The sequence below is a fragment of the Herbaspirillum sp. meg3 genome (assembly GCF_002257565.1).
In the GTDB taxonomy this organism is placed as follows: Bacteria; Pseudomonadota; Gammaproteobacteria; order Burkholderiales; family Burkholderiaceae_D; genus Herbaspirillum.
In genome coordinates, this window is sequence record NZ_CP022736.1 from 1,846,634 (window position 1) to 1,866,893 (window position 20,260).

The window sequence follows — 20,260 nt, forward strand, 5'->3', positions numbered from 1 at the left end:
GCCGGGTTTCAATGCCCGCGCAATCAGATGTTGCCGATGCCTCTCAAGATAACGGTTCATTCATGCATACAGTTCAAATTAGTTTTCACATCCTTGCGTTGTTGATTGTCCTGGCGCTGCTGTTCGATTTCATGAACGGTTTCCATGATGCGGCAAATGCGATTGCGACGGTCGTCTCCACCGGCGTATTGCGTCCGCAGACTGCGGTGGCAATGGCGGCATTCTTCAATCTGGCCGCGGTGTTCGTGTTTCATCAGCTTCACGTTGCCGCGTCAGTGGGCAAGGGGACGATTGATCCGGCGGTGGTCGATCACGTCGTTGTGTTCGGTGCGCTCGTCGGTGCGATTTTCTGGAATCTGGTGACCTGGTACTACGGTATTCCTTCGTCGTCCTCGCACGCGCTCATCGGTGGTCTGGTCGGCGCTGCAGTCGCCAAGGCTGGTACAGGGTCGCTGGTGGCTTCCGGTCTGATCAAGATCGTTATCTTCATCGTGCTGTCGCCGTTGCTGGGCTTTATCCTGGGTTCCATCATGATGCTGCTGGTGTCATGGATCTTCGTGCGCTCGACGCCGCGCAAGGTTGACGGCTGGTTCCGTCGTGCACAGTTGCTGTCCGCATCCATGTATAGCCTTGGCCATGGTGGCAATGACGCGCAAAAAACGATCGGCATCATCTGGATGCTGCTCATTGCGGCAGGATATTCGGGCACTGACAATCCGCCGATGTGGGTCATCATCAGCTGCTATTGCGCGATTAGTTTGGGTACCTTGTTTGGTGGGTGGCGCATCGTCAAAACCATGGGCCAGAAGATCACCAAGCTCAAGCCGGTCGGTGGATTTTGCGCAGAAACCGGTGGCGCCATCACGCTGTTCATCGCAACCGCAATGGGCGTGCCGGTCTCGACGACACACACCATCACCGGCGCCATCGTCGGCGTGGGCGCATCGCACAAGATGTCGGCAGTGCGTTGGGGTGTAGCGGGCAATATCGTCTGGGCGTGGATTTTCACGATTCCCGCGTCGGCATTTGTTGCTGCGATCGCTTGGTGGGTCGGCATGCATATTCTGTAAGTCGAATTCCCCAATTCTCCGTATTCCCCGGATAACAAAAAAGCCACCTTGCGGTGGCTTTTTTGTTTGCTGCGGATGTTTCTACGTATCTTGCAAGACGAATAATTACAAGACGTCGCTGGCGTGATCTGCCAGACGTGAGCGTTCGCCGCGTGCCAAGGTGACATGGCCGCTATGCGACCAGCCCTTGAAACGATCAACCACGTAGGTCAGACCGCTGGAGCCTTCAGTCAGGTAAGGTGTATCGATCTGCGCGATGTTACCGAGACAGACGATCTTGGTACCCGGACCTGCACGGGTGACCAGGGTTTTCATCTGTTTTGGCGTCAGGTTTTGCGCTTCGTCGATGATCAGGAACTTGTTGACGAAGGTACGGCCACGCATGAAGTTCAGTGACTTGATCTTGATGCGCGAGCGGATCAGGTCTTGCGTTGCTGCACGCCCCCATTCGCCGGCATCGCCGTCGGACTTGTTCAATACTTCCAGATTGTCGTCGAAGGCGCCCATCCATGGCCCCATCTTTTCTTCTTCCGTGCCAGGCAAGAAGCCAATGTCTTCACCCACCGGTACCGTGACGCGGGTGACGATGATTTCATTGTAGTTCTTGGTTTCCAGCACTTGCGCCAGACCTGCTGCCAACGCCAGCAAGGTCTTGCCGGTACCGGCCTGGCCGAGCAGTGTGACGAAATCACATTCCGGATTCATCAGCAGGTTCAGCGCGAAGTTCTGCTCACGGTTGCGTGCCGTGATCCCCCAGACGCTATTCTTGGTGTGGCCGTAATCGCGCAGCGTTTGCAGGACGGCAGTCTTGCCGTTGATTTGCGTGACCTGACCATAGAAGGCAGGCTCGCCGTTCTTCGGCTCGATGAAGACAAACTGGTTCATCAACATCGACGGCACGTGAGGGCCGGTCACACGATAGAACGTGCAGCTGGTGCCGTGCTTGTTTTCCTGCCACGATTCCATTCCTTTGCCATGCTTGGTCCAGAAATCGTCCGGCAATTGCTGGATACCCGAGTACAGCAGATCGGTATCTTCCAGCACGTGATCATTGAAGTAATCTTCCGCCGGCAAGCCGATGGCACTTGCTTTGATGCGCATGTTGATGTCTTTCGACACCAGCACGACAGGGCGCTCGGGATACTGTTGATCCAGGGCGCGTACCACACCGAGAATCTGATTGTCGGCTTTGCCTTCCGGCAGGCCTTCCGGGAGCTTGGCGTTTTGCAGTTTGGTCTGGAAGAACAGGCGGCCCTTGGCATCCTTGTTCCCCAGTTTTGACAGCGGGATACCAAGGTCGATGGCGTCTTCAGCGATGTCACTGACCAGCGCGTCGAGCGAGCGTGAAATCTGGCGCGCATTGCGAGCGACTTCCGACATGCCCTTCTTGTGGTTGTCCAGCTCTTCCAGCGTGATCATCGGCAGATAGATGTCGTGTTCCTCAAAGCGGAACAGCGAAGTCGGATCATGCATCAGCACGTTGGTGTCCAGCACGAACAGCTTTGACATGCCGAGCTTGTCGGCGGTACGGCTGGTGGTCGATTTTGCACGCGATTCAACGGCCTTCGGCGCTGCGCGTGGTTTTTCGACAGGGCTCTTGCCAGTGATCTTGGCTTGTGGCGCCTGCGGTTGCGGAATCGCCTTGGCCACAGCAGGAAGGGCAACAGGTGCGACAGGTTCTACTAATGCGATATGTGGTTTGACAGGTTTACCGCGTTCGGCCTTGGGATAGTCTTTGGGTGCTAATAAAGCAGCTGGTTTACTCGGCAGTTTGGGCAGGGGCATCAGAACCTCGGTAGTGAATGGAGAAAAAATGCCGCTTTGTCAGAGCGAACAGGTACTGCAGGAGGAACAAACAACGAAGGACGGCTGCCGCTAATAAAACCCTTCTTGGTACAGGCATGCATCGCCGACGGATGCAGGAAAAGAGGAAGGAGGGCTTGATTAGTGGAAGAACTAAGGGCGTTGAACAAGACACCGTCAATGTAGTGATGCGGCGCTGCCATCGGCGTCGGGCTGGCAGCGTTAAATTGCAAAGTAAAAAAGCCGTTTTGGCAGGTTCGCGACCTGATCCAAAAACGGCTTCTAAAAAACGGTTTTCTATTTGAATTCAAAGGCTTATCTAAAATAACCGCATCTTTCGGCTCGCCGCGGCAAAATGACTCTTCAGATCGATTTTGCCGCCGCTCCGGGAAACGTCGTCCGTCGTGGGGAAACGTTTCTTAAGCAATTGTCTTCACAAAATCCAGCACCTCGTCGACATGCGATGGCACCTTCACTCCACGCCATTCTTTCACCAATGTGCCCGCGCCGTCAATCACAAACGTAGTACGTTCGACGCCGCGCACTTTTTTGCCGTACATGTTCTTCATTTTCATGACGTCGAACATGATGCACATTGTTTCATCAGGGTCGGAGATCAGCTCAAAAGGCATGTCCAGCTTGGCTTTGAAGCCTTCATGCGACTTCAGACTGTCACGGCTGATGCCAAAAATTTCCGTATTGTGCTTCTGGAATTCCGGGTACTTGTCGCGGAACTCCAGGCCCTCGGTCGTACAGCCTGGCGTGTTGTCTTTTGGATAAAAGTACAGCACCAGATTCTTGCCCTTGTAGTCTGACAGCGAGAAGGTCTTGCCGCTGGTCATCGCTGCGGAAAAGTCAGGCACGGTCTTGTTCAGTATGGATGGTGTGTCGTCAGTCAAAATAGCGCCCCGAGGTAAGTGTTCGTATTGTGTTGTCGAGAGTGATGGCAATCATGCCGCCTGCAGGATCATGTCTCCGGAGCGTCCCGGCAATTCGCCCCAGGCGATGGGAAGAATCGGCAAGACATCGTCTTTGACGGTCTGGTAGTAGTCGCCCATGGAGACCAGATCGTAACCCTGTGCGCGCCAGCCAAGCAGCAATTGCTCGAAGATGGGGGCAAGTTTCTGTCCTTCAAGTTCGGCGTGCAGTGTAAAGACGTGGTCCCGCGTTTGCCGCTCGGTCAGTCGTAACAGCATAGCTGCGACATTTGACGTATCCATGACAACGCCGTTAATGGTGCGTCCGAGCAGTTCGTCCAGTGTTGGCAAGGTGGTCGGCAGTTGCACGCAGGACGAGGCTTTGCCGTGCACGGACAAGCGATGCGGACCGGCCGAGGCATCTTCCAGCGAACCGTCTTCCTTCAACACGGCGCGGCCGTCGGACGAGTAGGCGATGCCGAATTCGTCCAACTGTGCGAACGCATAATCGTTCATCTGCCAGCCAGCTGCCCCATGCGTAACAGGCGTGTGGCCGAAGATGTCATGGAAACGTGCATACGAGCGCTGCATGACTTCCTGCGTCCACGCTGCGTCGCGGATGCGGACATTGTCTTGCCAGACGCGGTGGTCCCAGGTGTGGATGCCGCATTCGAAGCCGGCATCGCGTACCGCACGCATGTAATTTCCGCAGGTCTTGCCGATATCCGGTGCCGGCAGCAGGGTGCCGTACATCAGCGTCTTGATGCCGTAATGTTCGACCACTGACGTGCGCGATACCTTGCTGAAGAAGCCGGGGCGGAATACTTGTTTCAACGCCCATCCGGTGTGGTCGGGGCCGAGAGAAAACAGGAAGGTCGCGTTGGCGCCGTGACGCAGCAGTTGCTGAACCAGATTTGGGACGCCTTCGCGTGTCCCGCGATAGGTGTCGGCGTCAATTTTGAGAGTGATCTGAGGCAAGGCGTCTTGCTTTCTTGATGGGGAAAATGATCGGTGCCTGCCGTGAAGAAGAGCGAAAGGCGGATCCAGTTGCCGGATGACTAAATTGTGGCACGAAAGGCGCAGCGAATAAACCCATTTTGAGGATTCATTCGTATTTGCTCAAGATGCCGGGGAAAGCGAGAGGAGGGCAGTACGAGAAAACCAGCGTGACCCCGGTGAATGGATAGCGGGTGCCGAAATGAAAAAAGGATCCGCCCGAATGAGCGAATCCTTTTCTATCAGGCCGTCTGAATGCTTAGTCGACCAGTGCGCGCGCTTCGGCCACTTGACCGCGGTAAGCGTCGAAAATATTACGCAGCGTGTCAGCCATGGTGAAGGTCGGCTTCCAGTTCAGTTCTTCGCAGGTGTTGGTGATCTTCGGCACGCGATTCTGCACGTCCTGATAGCCCTTGCCGTAGTAGGCGGTGGAAGTGGTTTCCACCAGTTTCACCTGCTTGGCGGAATCGGCGTATTCAGGATATTCAGCCGCCAGCTTCAACATCATGTCGGCCAGATCCTTGATCGAATAGTTGTTGGTCGGGTTGCCGATGTTGTAGATCTTGCCGGTGGCGACGCCGCCTTCGTTGGCGATGATCTTCATCAGCGCATCGATGCCGTCGTCGATGTAAGTGAAGGCGCGCTTTTGCTGGCCGCCGTCAACCAGCGAGATGTTCTCGCCGCGGACGATGTGACCGAAGAATTGCGTCACGACGCGCGAGCTGCCTTCTTTGGGTGTGTGGATCGAATCCAGTCCGGCGCCGATCCAGTTGAACGGACGGAACAGGGTGAAGTTCAGGTTGTCTTCCATGCCATAGCCCCAGATCACGCGATCCATGAGCTGCTTGGAGCAGGAGTAGATCCAGCGTGGCTTGTTGATCGGGCCACAGATCAGTTCGGATTCTTCGGAATCGAATTCGTCGTCATGGCACATGCCATAAACTTCCGAAGTCGATGGGAACACCAGATGCTTGCCGTACTTGGCGGCTGCACGCACGATGGGCAGGTTGGCTTCAAAGTCCAGTTCGAACACGCGCAGCGGCTTGTTGACGTAGGTCGACGGTGTCGCGATAGCGACCAGCGGCAGGATTACATCGCACTTCTTGACGTGGTACTCAACCCATTCCTTGTTGATCGTGATGTCGCCCTCGAAGAAGTGCATACGCGACTTGTACGCCTCGTTTTCCAGAATGTCGGTGATACGGTCGGTCATCATGTCCATGCCATAGACGTGCCAGTCTGTGGTTTCCAGAATGCGCTTGGACAAGTGGTGGCCGATGAAGCCGTTGACGCCGAGGATGAGGACTTTTTTCATAATAAGTGGACGGCTTAGACAGCCATGTATTTCAGATAATTGTTAAGAGAGACATCCTGATCGTTGATCTGGATGCCCAGGATTTGCAGATAGTTGCCGTCACCGCAGCGTGCGTAGAGACGGCCGCCTTCAAAGAACTTGTCTTGTGCGCCGTGCGACCTTTCCAGTGTCGGACGGGCAGAGGCCGGGACCATTCGCGTTCTCACCAGCGTGATTTTATCACCTGCAATTTCTTCAAAGGCGCCGGGATAAGGAGGCGCGACGGTTCTGACCAGATTATGCACGTGTTGTGCAGGCTTTTTCCAGTCGATACGGCCATCTTCCGGCTTGCGACCACCAAAGTAGCTGCCCTTGGTCAGATCGTTCGGCAGCTTGGGAGTACGTCCGGCCAGCATCAGCGGCAGTACGCGCCACAAGGTTTGCTCCGCTGCAACGACTACTTTGCCGAAGACCTCGAAAGCAGTGTCGTCCGGCAAGATGGGTACAGAGGTCTGCGCGACGATAGCGCCGGCATCCGGCTTGGCCGCCATTTCGTGGAGTGTGGCGCCGGTTTCGGTTTCGCCGTGCAACACCGCCCAGTTGATGGGTACGCGGCCGCGGTATTTCGGCAGCAGCGAACCGTGCATGTTGTAGGCGCCGTGCTTGGCCAGCGCCAGCAGGTTCACCGGCAGCATGTGGCGATAGTAGAAGCTGAAGATGAAGTCCGGCTGTGCAGCCTGGACTTGCGTCAGCAACTGCGGTGATTTCGGATCTTCCGGCGTGATGTAGGGAATGCCGTATTCACGGCAGACGCTCGCCACCGAGCTGAACCAGATGTTTTCAGTCGGGCTGTCTTCATGCGTGACCACCAGCGAAACGCGTACACCACGCGCCAGCAATACCTTCAGGCAGCGGACGCCGACATCGTGATAGGCAAAGACGACGGCGTTCATGAGCTTTGCTTGTCCTCGCCGGACGATTGCTCAAGAATCGCCTGCACCACATAGCGAGGACGCGCGCGCACTTGCAGGTAGATACGGCCGATGTATTCGCCGAGAAGGCCGATGCCGAACAGGATCACGCCGATCAGGAAGAAAGTGATGGCAAACAGCGTAAACACGCCTTGTACTTCTGCACCGAGGATGAAGCGGCGAATCACCATCAGGATGAACAGCGCGGCTGATGCGAATGACAGACCGATACCCAGCAGCGAGAAGAACTGCAGCGGCACCAGCGAAAAACCCGTGACCAGGTCGAAATTGAGGCGGATCAGGCTGTACAGGGAATACTTCGATTCGCCGGCAGAGCGCTCTTCGTGTTCGACGATGATTTCCGTTGGCTTGCGTGCAAAGGTGTAAGCCAGTGCGGGCACAAAGGTATTCACTTCGCTGCATTGGTTGACGAGGTCGATCACATTGCGGCCGTAGGCGCGCAACATGTTGCCCTGGTCGGTCATCTTGATGCGCGTGATCTTTTCACGCAGATGATTCATGGCCTTCGAGGCCCAGGTACGCCATGCCGAATCCTGCCGTTGGCGGCGAATCGAGCCGACGTAGTCGTAGCCTTCACGCATCTTGGCAACCAGGTTGCCGATTTCTTCCGGGGGGTTTTGCAAGTCGGCATCGAGCGTGACGACGATGTCGCCGCGCGTCGCTTCAAAGCCGGCCAGGATGGCCATGTGCTGGCCGTAATTGCCGTTGAACAGGACAACGCGAGTCACATCGGGGCGGGCGCGATATTGGTCGGCCAGAATGGCGGCAGACTTGTCGCGGCTGCCGTCGTTGACGTAGATGACTTCATACGCGATACCGAGCGCGTCGAGCGCCGGATAGAGGCGGGCGAACAGCTTGGCAAGGCCGGATTCCTCGTTATATACGGGGATGACGACGGAAAGTTCTGGTTTCATCAATGCCTGATAATGAAAAATTGCTGTACTGAAAGCGATAATGTAATGCATGCAAGCCGCGTACCACCGATCGAGTGGCAGTTTGGCGCGACGAGTTGCCCGGAATGTTGCCTTCCGGACATGTTCACGACGCCATGCAGACCGTCAAATTATGCGAGCACGGATTTTACCGCGCCGACTGCACGCTCGACATCTTCTTTACTCATTGCAGTAAACATCGGCAGCGACACGATCAGGCGGCCAACGCGTTCGGCGATCGGGAACATGCCTTCCTTGAAGCCGCGGTCGCGATAGAGCTTGAGCAGATGGATAGGCGGGTAGTGGTAACCGATGCCGATCTGGCGCTCCATCATTTTTTCCATGAAGGCGGCGCGCGTGATGCGCTCCGGCAGTACCAGCTGGAACATGTGCCAGTTGCTGTTCTCGAAATCCGCCACCGGCAATTGCGCACCGGTCTGGGCTTCGAAATCCGGGCCGAACACCTCGAAGTAGTGTTTTGCGAGGCCGCGGCGCTTCTCGGTAATGGCGTCGATATGCGCGAACTGGCCCAGCCCGATGGCGGCAGCAATGTCGGTCATATTGAATTTACCGCCCAAGACATCCACTTCAAGGCCGTCAAAACCGCTGCGGGTCACGCCTTGCAGGCGATATTTTTCGGCCAGGCGCGCTTCATCAGCATTGTTGACAACCAGGCAACCGCCTTCGGAGCTGGTGACGTTTTTATTGGCCTGAAAGCTGAACGAGACGAAATCGCCAAATGCACCGATGCGCTTGCCTTTCCAGGTTGAGCCCAGCGCCTGGGCAGCATCTTCAATGACGCGCAGATTGTGCTTCTTCGCGATGGCATACAGGCGATCCATGTCGACCGGTAGGCCGGCGAGGTACACCGGGATGATGGCCTTGGTGCGTGGTGTTATGGCAGCTTCAAGCTTGTCGAGATCGATGTTGCGCGTGACCGGATCGATATCTGCGAACACTGGTGTGGCGCCGGTTTCGATAATTACGTTGGCAGTTGCTACCCACGAGATTGGTGTCGTGATGACCTCGTCGCCGGCGCCGATACCGGCGATGCGCAAGGCGATTTCCATGGTGCAGGTGCCGGAATTGAAGGTGCGCACGATGCGGCCGTCCAGATAATCGGACAAGGCCTTTTCGAAAGCCTGCACCTTGGGGCCGCTGGTGATCCATCCGGAGCGCAGTACGTCGCCGACAGCGGCGATCGTAGCTTCATCAATGGTCGGTTTGGAAAATGGTAAAAACGACTGGGTCATGGAATGCTCGCAATGAATCGGATAAAAGTCGGTAAAGATTCGTATCCGGGTCTGAAAATTAAATGCTGCCGATGTCGCGGCTTAAAGTGCTATCAGGCGTCTACATACTGGTGCGTATCGACATATATTCGACGCGTATTGTAAATCAGCCAATTCATGCTGGTCAGCAAATTAGCTTCGGGTCAGCAGGACGACGCCGACGATGATGACACCGATCGCCAGCAAGCGCTGTGCCGACACGGCCTCGCCAAGGAAATACCAGGCGCCGATGGCGTTGATGATATAGCCCAGTGACAGCAAAGGATAGGCGACGGTCACATCGACGCGCGACAAGCCGATGATCCACACGCCGACTGAGATAACGTAGCAGGTCAGGCCGCCGATGATCGGCAATTGCGTCGCCAGCTTGATGCCTGTCGAGAACCAGTTTTCTGCCGTCAGGTGAATGGCGCCGACGGCGTTGGTGCCGGCTTTCAGCAATAGCTGGGCGACGGCGTTGAGGCAGATGCCGACAAAAATGAAGCCGAAAGTAGCGAGATTCATGAATTGCTTTCTTGTTATTTATTCTGGCTCGCGCCGTCAGGATTATTGGCGACGATCACGCGACGCGGATCTTGCCCGATCAGACGCATCGGAACACCGCGCTGCTTCAGGTCGGCATAAATGGACGGATCCATGATCGCGATGTCTTTCTTGCCGGCGGTATGGTCAGCGACCCATTGTGCGACGAACGCATCAACAGTCGGCAGCCACAACTGCGGCTCTTGCTTCAGGCCGAATTCCATCTCGTCGGCATGGCGCACCAGTGTCATCGTACGTTGCAGATAAAAGGGCAGTGCCTGCTCGTAACGACCGACCAGATACATCGGCGTTTCCGGTGTCAGCTCTGCCTGCAGTGCCGGCACGTAGTCGATACCTGCCGAATAGCGGCCTTGCGGCTCATGGCCCAGCATCAGCAATTGGCCGCTGATGAAGGCGCCGGCTGCCAGGCAAACCATGGCCAGATCTTTTTGGCTGCGCGCAAAACGGATCGCCAGCACCGCACCGATAAAGGCGACGATCGTTGCGGCGTAGATCCACGGCACGTGTGCCGTCACCAGCGGCAGCGAGTAGGCATCCTTGGCCAGCGCCGGGACACGCGGAATGAAGGCCATGGCAATCGCGCAGGGAACCGCCACAATCGATGCCGACAGCACGATGGCTTTGAACGTGGCACGTTCCAGATAGCAGGCAATCAGCAACGCCAGCGTCGGGAAGATCGGCAAGATGTACGACGGCAGCTTCGAGCTTGAAATGCTGAAGAACACAAAGATGAAGACCGACCAGATCAGCAGCATCTTGCGCGGCTGGAATTTGCCGCTCGACAAGCTGCTGAAGCTGCTGCCGCTGTGTTCCTCGCGTGTACCCGTCAGCAGGCTTTGCACAAAGACGCCGAGCCACGGGATGATGCCCAGCAGAAGAATAGGAATGAAGTAGTACCAAGGCCCGGTGCGGCTATGAATCTTGGTTGTGAAGCGCTGAAAATGTTCGTGAATGAAGAAGAATTGCGGAAACTCAGGATTCTTCATCGACACCAGTACAAACCACGGCGTACAGATGGCGAAAAACAGGATCAGGCCCTTGACCAGATGCAGCCGTTTCCAGATGGCCCAGTCGCGCGAAAACAGCGTGTACAGCACCAGCACGGCGCCGGGCAAGACGATACCGATCAATCCCTTGGACAACACAGCCAATGCCATACCGACCCAGCACAGCAACATCCAGTTGCGTTGTTCGTCGCGGTTGGCGTCATTGCGCTGCGCCAGCAACAGGGCGCAGACGCTCAGCGTCATCATTGCCGCCAGCCCCATGTCCAGCGTGTTGATGTGACCCATGCCGGCCCAGAAGAAGCTCGATGCCAGCACCAGTGGGGCATAGAAGCCAACGCGGTCGTTGAACACACGGCGACCGGTGTAAGCAACCATGCCGATGCCGAACAGGCCGCACAGGCCCGTCCACAGGCGCGCCTGCCATTCACCGAGGCCGAACAGCTCGAAGGTGATCGCATTCATCCAGGTTTGCAGCGGCGGCTTTTCGAAGTACTTGATGCCGTTCAGGCGTGTCGTGATCCAATCCTGGGTTGCTACCATTTCGCGCGCCATTTCGGCGTAGCGGCCTTCGTCGGTCGGCACCAGAGTGCGAGCGCCCAGCATGTAGAACCAGACCAGCAGGAAGAGGATGAGCAGCGTCCATACGAACGCCTTCGATTTATACAGTTCGCGCATCAGGCGAGGTCCTTAGTAAAAGCGGTGCAAAAAGCAGGTGATGAAACGGTAAAAGCGATGAGTCGGATCAGCGAAGCCGGTTTGAGTTCAGCCGGGATAGGCATTGTCCAGCGGCCAGTTTTTTGGCGCACGGGCGGGCTATTATGTTGGGTTCAGTGTTCAATAATGAGCGCCAGCGCTACTTTTCGGCCTTCCGCCATCAGGATGTTGTAGGTCCGGCAAGCGGCCTGATTGTCCATGCATTCCACGCCGATACGGCGCGAAGTCAGGGCGGTCGTCAGCTTGGGGTGCACGAAACGTTGGCGCTTTCCGGTGCCGAGAATGACGACGTCCGGCTGGGTCGCATCGATCTGCTCGAAATGCGCCGCGGTCAATTGGTCGAACGCCGGCACTGGCCATGCGACCGGTGGTGTTTCCGGCAAGACAAGCAAACTATGGTCGAAACGGGCGGCATTGATTTCGACGCCGTTGTCGTCATAGGAGGTGACGGTCTGGTATTGCTGGGTTTCTGTGGAATGGAGCTTCATGGCGCGCAGTGTCGAATCGCCGTTCGCGGCAGAGCGGTCAGGCAAATTTCGGCAATAAGGTCTTAAAGTGCTGCATTGTAGCGTTTTCCTGTTCCGGACTCCGTTTTATTCATTGATAAAATAGAGGGCTTTCGGCAAAATGGCCGGTTCCGGCGGCTCGGCCGGGCTGGCCTGATTGGCTCATTCAAAGGATTTGTACTGTGCGACCGATTCAAAAATCGAAAAAACTGGCTGATGTCTGTTACGACATCCGTGGACCTGTGCTGGAAAAAGCGCGCCAGATGGAAGAAGAAGGCCACAAGATCATCAAACTGAACATCGGCAATCTGGCCGCCTTCGGTTTCGATGCGCCGGACGAAATCGTGCAGGACATGATCCGCAACATGGGTAATGCCTCCGGTTATACCGATTCCAAGGGGTTGTTTGCGCCGCGCAAGTCGGTCATGCATTACTCCCAGCAAAAGAATATCCAGGGCGTCACCATCGATGACATCTATCTCGGCAACGGTGCGTCCGAGCTGATCGTCATGAGCGTCAACGCCTTGCTCAATACCGGCGATGAAGTGCTGGTGCCGTCGCCTGACTATCCGCTGTGGACTGCCGCAGTCAGCTTGTCGGGCGGTACGCCCGTGCATTATGTCTGCGACGAGCAGGCAGGCTGGCAACCGGACATTGACGACATCAAGAAAAAGATCACGCCCAACACCAAGGCCATCGTCGTCATCAATCCGAACAATCCGACCGGCGCGCTCTACAGCACCGACGTGCTCAAGGAAATCGTCGAAGTCGCACGCCAGCATCAACTGATCATCCTGGCCGACGAAATCTACGACAAGGTTTTGTACGACGGTCACACGCATACCTCGCTGGCATCGCTGGCGGACGATGTGCTGTTCATCACGTTCAACGGCTTGTCCAAGAACTACCGCTCCTGCGGCTATCGCGCCGGCTGGATGGTCGTATCGGGTGAAAAGAAGCACGCCAAGGACTACATCGAAGGCCTCAACATGCTGGCCTCCATGCGCCTGTGCGCCAATGCGCCGGGACAATACGCAATCCAGACCGCATTGGGCGGCTATCAAAGCATCAATGACCTGGTTGGCCCGGCAGGTCGCCTGACCAAGCAGCGCGATCTCGCGCACAAGCTGTTGACGGATATCCCCGGTGTGACCTGCGTCAAGCCGAAGTCGGCGCTGTACATGTTCCCGCGTCTTGATCCGGCGGTTTACCCGATCAAGGACGATCAGGAGTTTGCTTACGAATTGCTGGCAGAAGAGAAAGTACTGATCGTGCAGGGCACCGGTTTCAATTGCCCGACCCCTGATCACTTCCGCGTGGTGTTCCTGCCCAATACAGACGATCTGACCGAATCGATGGGGCGCATTGCGCACTTCCTCGAAGGGTATCGCCGCCGTCACGGCACGGCCTGAATCCGGCTCCGGCAGCGTAACTTATCAACGCAGTAACGTGACGTATTCAAGCCGGTTTCCCAGCGGCGTGGCGGGGAAGGCCGTCAGTTAAAGTTTTACCGCAGTACCCGTCATGGAATCGTCATGACGGCATTTTTAGCATGTTTATTAACCACGAAGACATTATGAAATCCATCAAAGTAGGTTTGCTCGGCATCGGCACCGTGGGTTCCGGTACTTTCAATGTATTGAAGCGCAATCAGGAAGAAATTGCGCGGCGCGCAGGACGCGGCATTGAAATTACCATGGTGGCCGATCTGAACACAGAGCGCGCCACCGAGCTGACCAATGGACAAGTCAAGGTGGTTAACGACGCCAATCTGGTCGTCAACGATCCGGACATCGATATCGTCATCGAACTGATCGGCGGCTACGGCCTCGCCAAGGATCTGGTTCTGAAGGCGATCGCCAACGGCAAGCACGTGGTGACGGCCAACAAGGCGCTGATTGCCACACACGGCAATGAGATCTTCAAGGCAGCTCAGGAAAAAGGCGTCATGGTCGCGTTTGAAGCGGCAGTGGCCGGCGGTATCCCGATCATCAAGGCATTGCGCGAAGGCCTGACCGCCAACCGCATCCAATGGATCGCCGGCATCATCAACGGCACCACCAACTTCATCCTGTCCGAGATGCGCGACAAGGGCCTGGACTTCGACGTTGTGCTGAAAGAAGCGCAACGTCTGGGTTATGCAGAAGCCGATCCGACCTTCGACATCGAAGGCGTGGACGCTGCGCACAAGCTGACCATCATGGCCTCGATCGCTTTTGGTATTCCTGTGCAGTTCGACAAGGCGCACGTGGAAGGCATCACCAAGCTGCAGGCAACTGATATTCGCTATGCCGAGCAACTCGGCTATCGTATCAAGCTGCTGGGTATCACACGTCAGACCGCTAACGGTATCGAGTTGCGCGTGCATCCGACGCTGATTCCATCGGGCCGCCTGATCGCCAATGTGGAAGGTGCGATGAACGCTGTGATGGTGCGCGGCGATGCCGTCGGTGAGACGCTTTACTACGGCAAGGGCGCAGGCTCCGAGCCGACCGCTTCGGCCGTGATCGCCGATCTGGTCGACATCACCCGTCTGGCGACAGCCGATCCGGAACATCGGGTGCCTTACCTGGCGTTTCAACCACACGCCATGGCAAGCACTCCCGTGTTGCCGATCCAGGACGTCACTACCAGCTACTATCTGCGCATGCACGTGGCCGACAAGCCTGGCGTTCTGGCGGACGTCACACGGATCCTGGCGGACTCGTCGATTTCCATCGACGCCATGCTGCAAAAGGAACCGTCGGAAGGCGAAACGCAAACCGACATCATCATGCTCACGCACCAGACACAAGAGCGCAACATCGAGGCCGCCATCGCCAAGATCGAAGCCTTGTCGACGGTCGTTGGCACAGTGATGAAGATTCGTCTGGAAGAGTTGGGTTAAGAATCTGAACAGTCGGCATGCAGGTAAAAAAGGAGTCTTCGGACTCCTTTTTTATTTGCGGGTCACATGTGTGTTGAAGAAAGCATTGCACCAACGGAAAAGGGCACCGAAGTGCCCTTTTCCGTAACGCGTTGCGACATGTCGAAAATTATTTTTTCGCCTCAGGAATCTTGTAGTCGCAGACGGCTTGCACCATGGCTTCCGCAACAGACAGAGGCTTGGGTTTGACGAACTGCATATTTTTCAGCGCATCGGAATGATCGCGGCTGTCGCCTTTGCCGTCGTTTTCGGCGTAGATGATTTCTTTAGTCAGTTTCAGTGTCTGATCTTTGCAGTTGTATTGATGCATGTCCTTGTAGGACTTCAAGGTCGGAAAGCCGCTTTCATTGTTGGGGCGAGCTTCCTTGAAGTTCCATATCGCCCATGCTTCGCGAATGCCCTTGGTTTCCTTGATGGAATCCACATCAATTGAAAGCTCCGCCTGATCGGAGCCACCAAGGCTTTGCCAGTTTTCCGCGTGCGCTGCACCGGCGCTGATCAGGCACAACATCAAAATCCATTTTTTCATCATGTATCCATTTCTGTTCAGATTGGAGCGCGTGCATGGCATTGCCGCCGGCGTCCGTGAGTGAATATGCAGGGAAAGCCACATCTGCATACGCTTCAGGGCAGTCAGCATAGCGTGCCGGGCGGTTGCTTACAACCCCGGTAACGTTTTATTTCACTTCGTCAAATCGGTGCTGCGTCAGTCTGCACATGCCCGAAAATCCTGGCCCCCAGCGACGAGCCAGCTATAATGACGGTCTTCGTGCAACCCGCTGCAAGACTTATCTCCTATACGCTATGCAATACGTTTCCACTCGCGGTCACTCTGCTACACCTTCTTTTTCCGAAATCCTGCTGGGCGGCCTCGCACCGGACGGCGGTCTGTATCTGCCCGCCGACTATCCGCAAGTGACCGGCGCCGAGCTGGATCAATGGCGCAAGCTGTCGTATGCCGATCTGGCGTACGAAGTCCTGAAAAAGTTTGCCACCGACATTCCCGATGCCGATCTCAAAGCCTTGACGCACAGGACCTATACGGCTGACGTCTATCGCAACACGCGCACCGGTGAGGATGCGTCGCAGATCACTCCCTTGCGCACGCTGGAAGACAAGGACGGCAAGAAGCTGGTGCTGCAAGGTTTGTCGAACGGCCCGACGCTGGCGTTCAAGGACATGGCCATGCAGTTGCTGGGCAACCTGTTCGAATATGCGCTGGCGAAGAAGAACGCCGAGCTCAATATCGTCGGCGCCACGTCGGGTGACACCGGCAGTGCAGCCGAATACGCCATGCGCGGCAAGAAAGGCATTCGCGTCTTCATGCTGTCGCCGCACAAGAAGATGAGTGCTTTCCAGACTGCGCAGATGTTCAGCCTGCAGGATCCGAACATTTTCAACCTGGCCGTGGAAGGCGTGTTCGACGATTGCCAGGACATCGTCAAGGCGATCTCCAACGACCTGGACTACAAGGCCACACAAAAGATCGGCACGGTCAATTCGATCAACTGGGCGCGGGTGGTTGCGCAGGTGGTGTACTACTTCCGTGGTTATCTTTCCGCCACGACAAGCAACGAACAGAAGGTGTCCTTCACCGTCCCGTCGGGCAATTTCGGCAACATCTGTGCCGGGCATATCGCCCGCATGATGGGCCTGCCGATCGACAAGCTGGTGGTCGCCACCAATGAAAACGACGTGCTCGATGAATTCTTCCGCACCGGTATCTACCGCGTGCGCAAGTCGGCCGAGACGTATCACACCAGCAGCCCAAGCATGGACATCAGCAAGGCGTCCAACTTCGAGCGTTTCGTCTACGATTTGCTCGGCCGCGACAGTGCGCGCGTCAAAGCTTTGTTCCACAAGGTCGAGACGGCAGGCGGTTTCGATCTGACCGGCGCTGCCGGCAGTGATGGCAACGAGTTCGCCAGCGTGATCCGTTATGGTTTTGCCTCGGGTAAATCGACCCACGCCGATCGTCTGGATACCATTCGTTTTGCAGAAAAGGCGTATGGCATCACCGTCGACACGCATACCGCCGACGGCATCAAGGTCGCACGTGAGAATCTGGCCGAAGGCGTCACCATGATCGTGCTGGAAACTGCTCTGCCGGCCAAGTTCAACGAAACCATCCGTGAAGCGCTGGGCCGCGATGCCGAACGCCCGGCCGGTTTTGAAAACATTGAAGCGCTGCCGCAGCGTTTTGAAGTGATGCCGGCGGATGCGGCGAAGGTGAAGACTTTCGTTGCCGGGCATACCGGCCTGTAATCAGTCGCCTGCCGTACCGTACGCCGCTGTGTCTTGATGGAAATCGGGATTCGGCGGCGTTTTCATTTCTACGGTGCTACTGTGTAAATCTCTTTGCTTACCTGCGCCAGTAATTCGGCTGCGCATAAGCATGCCGCAGAAAATCCACGAAAGTGCGAATGCGTAATGGCAGATGTCTGCGCTGAGCAAAGACGGCGTAAATCGCCGGGGCCGGCGCGATGAACTTGTCCAGAACAGTCACCAATTCGCCTGATTCAATTGCTGCGCCGACTTCCCACATGGAGCGCCAGGCCAGGCCTTTGCCGTTGAGCGCCCAGTTGTGCAGCACTTCGCCATCGTTGCAGACCATGTTGCCGCCGACTTTATACACGCTGACTTTACCGTGTTGCTTGAGTGTCCAGCCACGCTGGCTGCCTTCGCTGCTGATCGCCAGGCAATTGTGGCGGTTCAGATCGTCCGGCGTTTGCGGCGTGCCGTGACGGCGCAGATACGCGGGTGCAGCAACGATGACACGATCATTGTCAGCCAGTTTGACGCTGATCAGATTGGAGTCGGTCAGATCGGCGATGCGGATGGCGACGTCAATACCTTCGCCGATCAGGTCGACGATGCGGTCATTCAGGTTGAGCGTGAGCGTGACGTCGCGGTGTTCTGCAAGAAAAGAGGGCACCAGCGGCGCCACGTGCTGGCGGCCAAAGCCGGCCGGTGCGGAGATCAGCAAGCTTCCGCTGGCCTTGGCGCTGCGTTCCGAGACCGAGGACTCCGCGTCTTCCAGATCGGTCAGGATGCGCTGGCAGTCTTCCAGGAAGGCGGTGCCTTCATTGGTCAGCACGATCTTGCGCGTGGTGCGCTGAAGCAATTTGACGCCTAGTCGCTCTTCCAGCGCGTCGAGGCGGCGGCCGATCATGGCAGGGGCGATGCCTTCGGCGCGGGCGGCGGCAGACAGGCTGCCTTTGGCGGCGACATCGACGAAGGTGGAGATTTGCTTGAACTGATCCATAGGGGTACTCTCGAACGCTCTTGGGCTGAGGTGGCCATTATCGGGTCACTTGTGACTAAAACGCAAAGATAAAGTGATAAAACGTTTCACTCCTAGTCATTTAGTTTAAATATACTAAGTGCACAAAAATACAATCTGACAATGAATTTTCTTACCTGAATTCTTTACTATTAGGAGCACAGCATGACGCAATTGACACTGCCGGCCGGGATGCAGATTTCTGGTGAAATCAAGCCTGGTTATGAACAGATCCTGACGCCCGACGCGCTGGCGCTGGTAGCAAAATTAAGCCGCGCTTTCGAGTCGCGCCGCCAGGAATTGCTGGCCGCCCGCGTCGAGCGCGTGAAGCGTCTGGACGCGGGCGAGCGTCCTGACTTCCTGCCTGAAACTGAGAACATCCGCAGCGGCGACTGGAAGATCGCTCCGATCCCTGAAGCGCTGAAATGCCGTCGTGTCGAAATCACCGGCCCGGTCGAGCGCAAGATGGTCATCAACGCCTTCAACTCCGGCGCTGACAGCTACATGACCGACTTCGAAGATTCGAACTCGCCGGTCTGGGACAATCAGGTCACCGGCCAGATCAATCTGTTCGACGCGATCCGCCGCACCATTTCGCTGGAATCGAACGGCAAGAGCTACAAGCTCAACGATAAGATCGCTACGCTGGTGGTGCGTCCACGCGGCTGGCATCTGGACGAGAAGCACGTCACCATCGACGGCAAGCGCATCTCCGGCGGTATCTTCGACTTCGCGCTGTTCCTGTTCCATAACGCCAAAGAACAACTGGCACGCGGCGCCGGCCCGTACTTCTACCTGCCGAAGATGGAGTCGCATCTGGAAGCGCGTCTGTGGAATGACATCTTCGTGATGGCGCAAAACGAAATCGGCCTGCCGCAAGGCACTATCAAGGCGACCGTGCTGATCGAAACGATCACCGCCGCTTTCGAAATGGACGAAATCCTGTATGAACTGCGCGAGCACAGCTCGGGCCTCAACGCCGGTCGTTGGGACTACATCTTCTCCTGCATCAAGAAGTTCAAGAACGACAAAAACTTCTGCCTGGCCGATCGCGCCAAGGTCACCATGACTGCGCCGTTCATGCGCTCGTACGCGCTGCTGCTGCTGAAGACCTGCCACAAGCGCGGTGCACCTGCCATCGGCGGCATGAGTGCACTGATTCCGATCAAGAACGATCCGGAAAAGAACGCCATCGCCATGCAAGGCATCATCAACGACAAGCGCCGCGATGCCACCGACGGTTACGACGGCGGCTGGGTTGCTCACCCGGGTCTGGTCGAAGCATCCATGAAGGAATTCGTTGCTGTGCTGGGCGACAAGCCTAACCAGTTCGAGAAGCAACGTCCTGACGTCGACGTCAAGGCAGAAAATCTGCTCGACTTCCAACCAGAAACGCCAATCACCGAAGCCGGCTTGCGTTACAACATCAACGTCGGTATTCACTACCTGGGCGCCTGGCTGGCAGGCAACGGTTGCGTGCCTATCCACAACCTGATGGAAGATGCCGCGACTGCCGAAATCAGCCGCGCGCAAGTCTGGCAATGGATTCGCAGCAGCAAGGGTAATCTGGAAGATGGCCGTAAAGTCACCGCCGACATGGTGCGCGCGATGATTCCGGAAGAGCTTGCCAAGGTCAAGGAAGTCGCCGGCAACGGTCCGACTTATGACCGCGCTGCGAAGATCTTTGAAGAAATGTCGACTTCGGAAACCTTTGCCGAATTCCTGACATTGCCGTTGTACGAAGAGATCTGATAGCGTTTTCAGTCGTCGTTCGAGAGTGTCGGGCAACTTACAATGGGCGACGGCTGATGCGCATTCATAGTGGAGATGGTTTTCACTTGCGTCTTTCTTGTTTTTAAAAAAAGTCGTTCAATGAATTATTGAACGACTTTTTTATTGGGTGACAGTTGCCACCTCTTTCAGACTCAAATTTCTGTGTTGATCCGGTATGCGACTAGATGGACGCAGTATTCCATGGGCGGCAT

Annotated in this window: 17 protein-coding genes; 5 read left to right on the forward strand and 12 right to left on the reverse strand. The window is 56.3% G+C overall.

The features are described from left to right. Positions 1 to 62 precede the first annotated feature (62 nt). Positions 63 to 1,070, forward strand: a complete 1,008-nt coding sequence (locus tag hmeg3_RS08410) for an inorganic phosphate transporter (protein ID WP_094566212.1) — start codon at positions 63 to 65, stop codon at positions 1,068 to 1,070. Positions 1,071 to 1,175: 105 nt separating this feature from the next. Here the strand turns inward: hmeg3_RS08410 and hmeg3_RS08415 are convergent, their stop codons facing one another. The 10 genes from hmeg3_RS08415 to hmeg3_RS08460 all read right to left on the reverse strand — a co-directional run bounded on the left by hmeg3_RS08415 (position 1,176) and on the right by hmeg3_RS08460 (position 12,048). Next, complete coding sequence (locus hmeg3_RS08415) at positions 1,176 to 2,855, reverse strand: PhoH family protein (RefSeq protein ID WP_094563334.1); 1,680 nt, start codon at positions 2,853 to 2,855, stop codon at positions 1,176 to 1,178. A gap of 437 nt (positions 2,856 to 3,292) precedes the next feature. Then, complete coding sequence (locus tag hmeg3_RS08420; RefSeq protein WP_232511991.1) at positions 3,293 to 3,715, reverse strand: peroxiredoxin; 423 nt, start codon at positions 3,713 to 3,715, stop codon at positions 3,293 to 3,295. Positions 3,716 to 3,823: 108 nt separating this feature from the next. Next, positions 3,824 to 4,768 carry a polysaccharide deacetylase family protein gene (locus hmeg3_RS08425; RefSeq protein ID WP_094563335.1) on the reverse strand — a complete coding sequence of 315 codons (945 nt, stop codon included), beginning with the start codon at positions 4,766 to 4,768 and terminating at the stop codon, positions 3,824 to 3,826. Between the two features lie 277 nt (positions 4,769 to 5,045). Then, positions 5,046 to 6,101, reverse strand: a complete 1,056-nt coding sequence (locus hmeg3_RS08430) for a bifunctional UDP-4-keto-pentose/UDP-xylose synthase (RefSeq protein WP_050476058.1) — start codon at positions 6,099 to 6,101, stop codon at positions 5,046 to 5,048. Between the two features lie 14 nt (positions 6,102 to 6,115). Continuing rightward, positions 6,116 to 7,033 (reverse strand): formyltransferase, encoded by a 918-nt coding sequence (locus hmeg3_RS08435; protein ID WP_094563336.1) that lies wholly within the window; start codon positions 7,031 to 7,033, stop codon positions 6,116 to 6,118. Then, a complete protein-coding gene (locus hmeg3_RS08440) occupies positions 7,030 to 7,986 on the reverse strand; it encodes a glycosyltransferase (RefSeq protein ID WP_094566214.1) in 957 nt (318 codons plus the stop codon). Before hmeg3_RS08440 ends, hmeg3_RS08435 begins: the two co-directional genes overlap by 4 nt. Before the next feature lie 149 nt (positions 7,987 to 8,135). Further along, a complete protein-coding gene (locus tag hmeg3_RS08445; protein WP_094563337.1) occupies positions 8,136 to 9,257 on the reverse strand; it encodes a DegT/DnrJ/EryC1/StrS aminotransferase family protein in 1,122 nt (373 codons plus the stop codon). Between the two features lie 171 nt (positions 9,258 to 9,428). Continuing rightward, entirely contained in the window at positions 9,429 to 9,800 is a 372-nt protein-coding gene (locus hmeg3_RS08450; protein ID WP_094563338.1) for an EamA family transporter, read from the reverse strand. Positions 9,801 to 9,814: 14 nt separating this feature from the next. Next, positions 9,815 to 11,521: a glycosyltransferase family 39 protein gene (locus hmeg3_RS08455; RefSeq protein WP_094563339.1), complete on the reverse strand. Its 1,707-nt coding sequence runs from the start codon at positions 11,519 to 11,521 to the stop codon at positions 9,815 to 9,817. Between the two features lie 152 nt (positions 11,522 to 11,673). Beyond that, complete coding sequence (locus hmeg3_RS08460) at positions 11,674 to 12,048, reverse strand: Mth938-like domain-containing protein (RefSeq protein ID WP_094566215.1); 375 nt, start codon at positions 12,046 to 12,048, stop codon at positions 11,674 to 11,676. A 200-nt stretch (positions 12,049 to 12,248) separates the two neighbouring features. Between hmeg3_RS08460 and hmeg3_RS08465 the strand changes: the two genes are divergently transcribed. Then, positions 12,249 to 13,478: a pyridoxal phosphate-dependent aminotransferase gene (locus tag hmeg3_RS08465; RefSeq protein WP_094563340.1), complete on the forward strand. Its 1,230-nt coding sequence runs from the start codon at positions 12,249 to 12,251 to the stop codon at positions 13,476 to 13,478. 164 nt (positions 13,479 to 13,642) lie between these two features. Then, positions 13,643 to 14,953, forward strand: coding sequence for a homoserine dehydrogenase (locus hmeg3_RS08470; RefSeq protein WP_050476129.1), 1,311 nt, complete (start codon positions 13,643 to 13,645; stop codon positions 14,951 to 14,953). 148 nt (positions 14,954 to 15,101) lie between these two features. On the opposite strand, the gene hmeg3_RS08475 is transcribed toward hmeg3_RS08470, so the two are convergent. After that, the gene (locus tag hmeg3_RS08475) at positions 15,102 to 15,521 is read right to left on the reverse strand and encodes a surface-adhesin E family protein (protein ID WP_094563341.1); all 420 of its coding nucleotides are present in this window, start codon (positions 15,519 to 15,521) and stop codon (positions 15,102 to 15,104) included. 275 nt (positions 15,522 to 15,796) lie between these two features. On the opposite strand from hmeg3_RS08475, the gene thrC reads away from it, so the two are divergent. After that, positions 15,797 to 17,257: a threonine synthase gene (gene thrC, locus hmeg3_RS08480; protein ID WP_094563342.1), complete on the forward strand. Its 1,461-nt coding sequence runs from the start codon at positions 15,797 to 15,799 to the stop codon at positions 17,255 to 17,257. A 97-nt stretch (positions 17,258 to 17,354) separates the two neighbouring features. Here the strand turns inward: thrC and hmeg3_RS08485 are convergent, their stop codons facing one another. Further along, complete coding sequence (locus tag hmeg3_RS08485; protein ID WP_094563343.1) at positions 17,355 to 18,257, reverse strand: LysR family transcriptional regulator; 903 nt, start codon at positions 18,255 to 18,257, stop codon at positions 17,355 to 17,357. Positions 18,258 to 18,440: 183 nt separating this feature from the next. On the opposite strand from hmeg3_RS08485, the gene aceB reads away from it, so the two are divergent. Next, positions 18,441 to 20,027, forward strand: coding sequence for a malate synthase A (aceB, locus tag hmeg3_RS08490; protein ID WP_094563344.1), 1,587 nt, complete (start codon positions 18,441 to 18,443; stop codon positions 20,025 to 20,027). Positions 20,028 to 20,260: the final 233 nt, after the last annotated feature.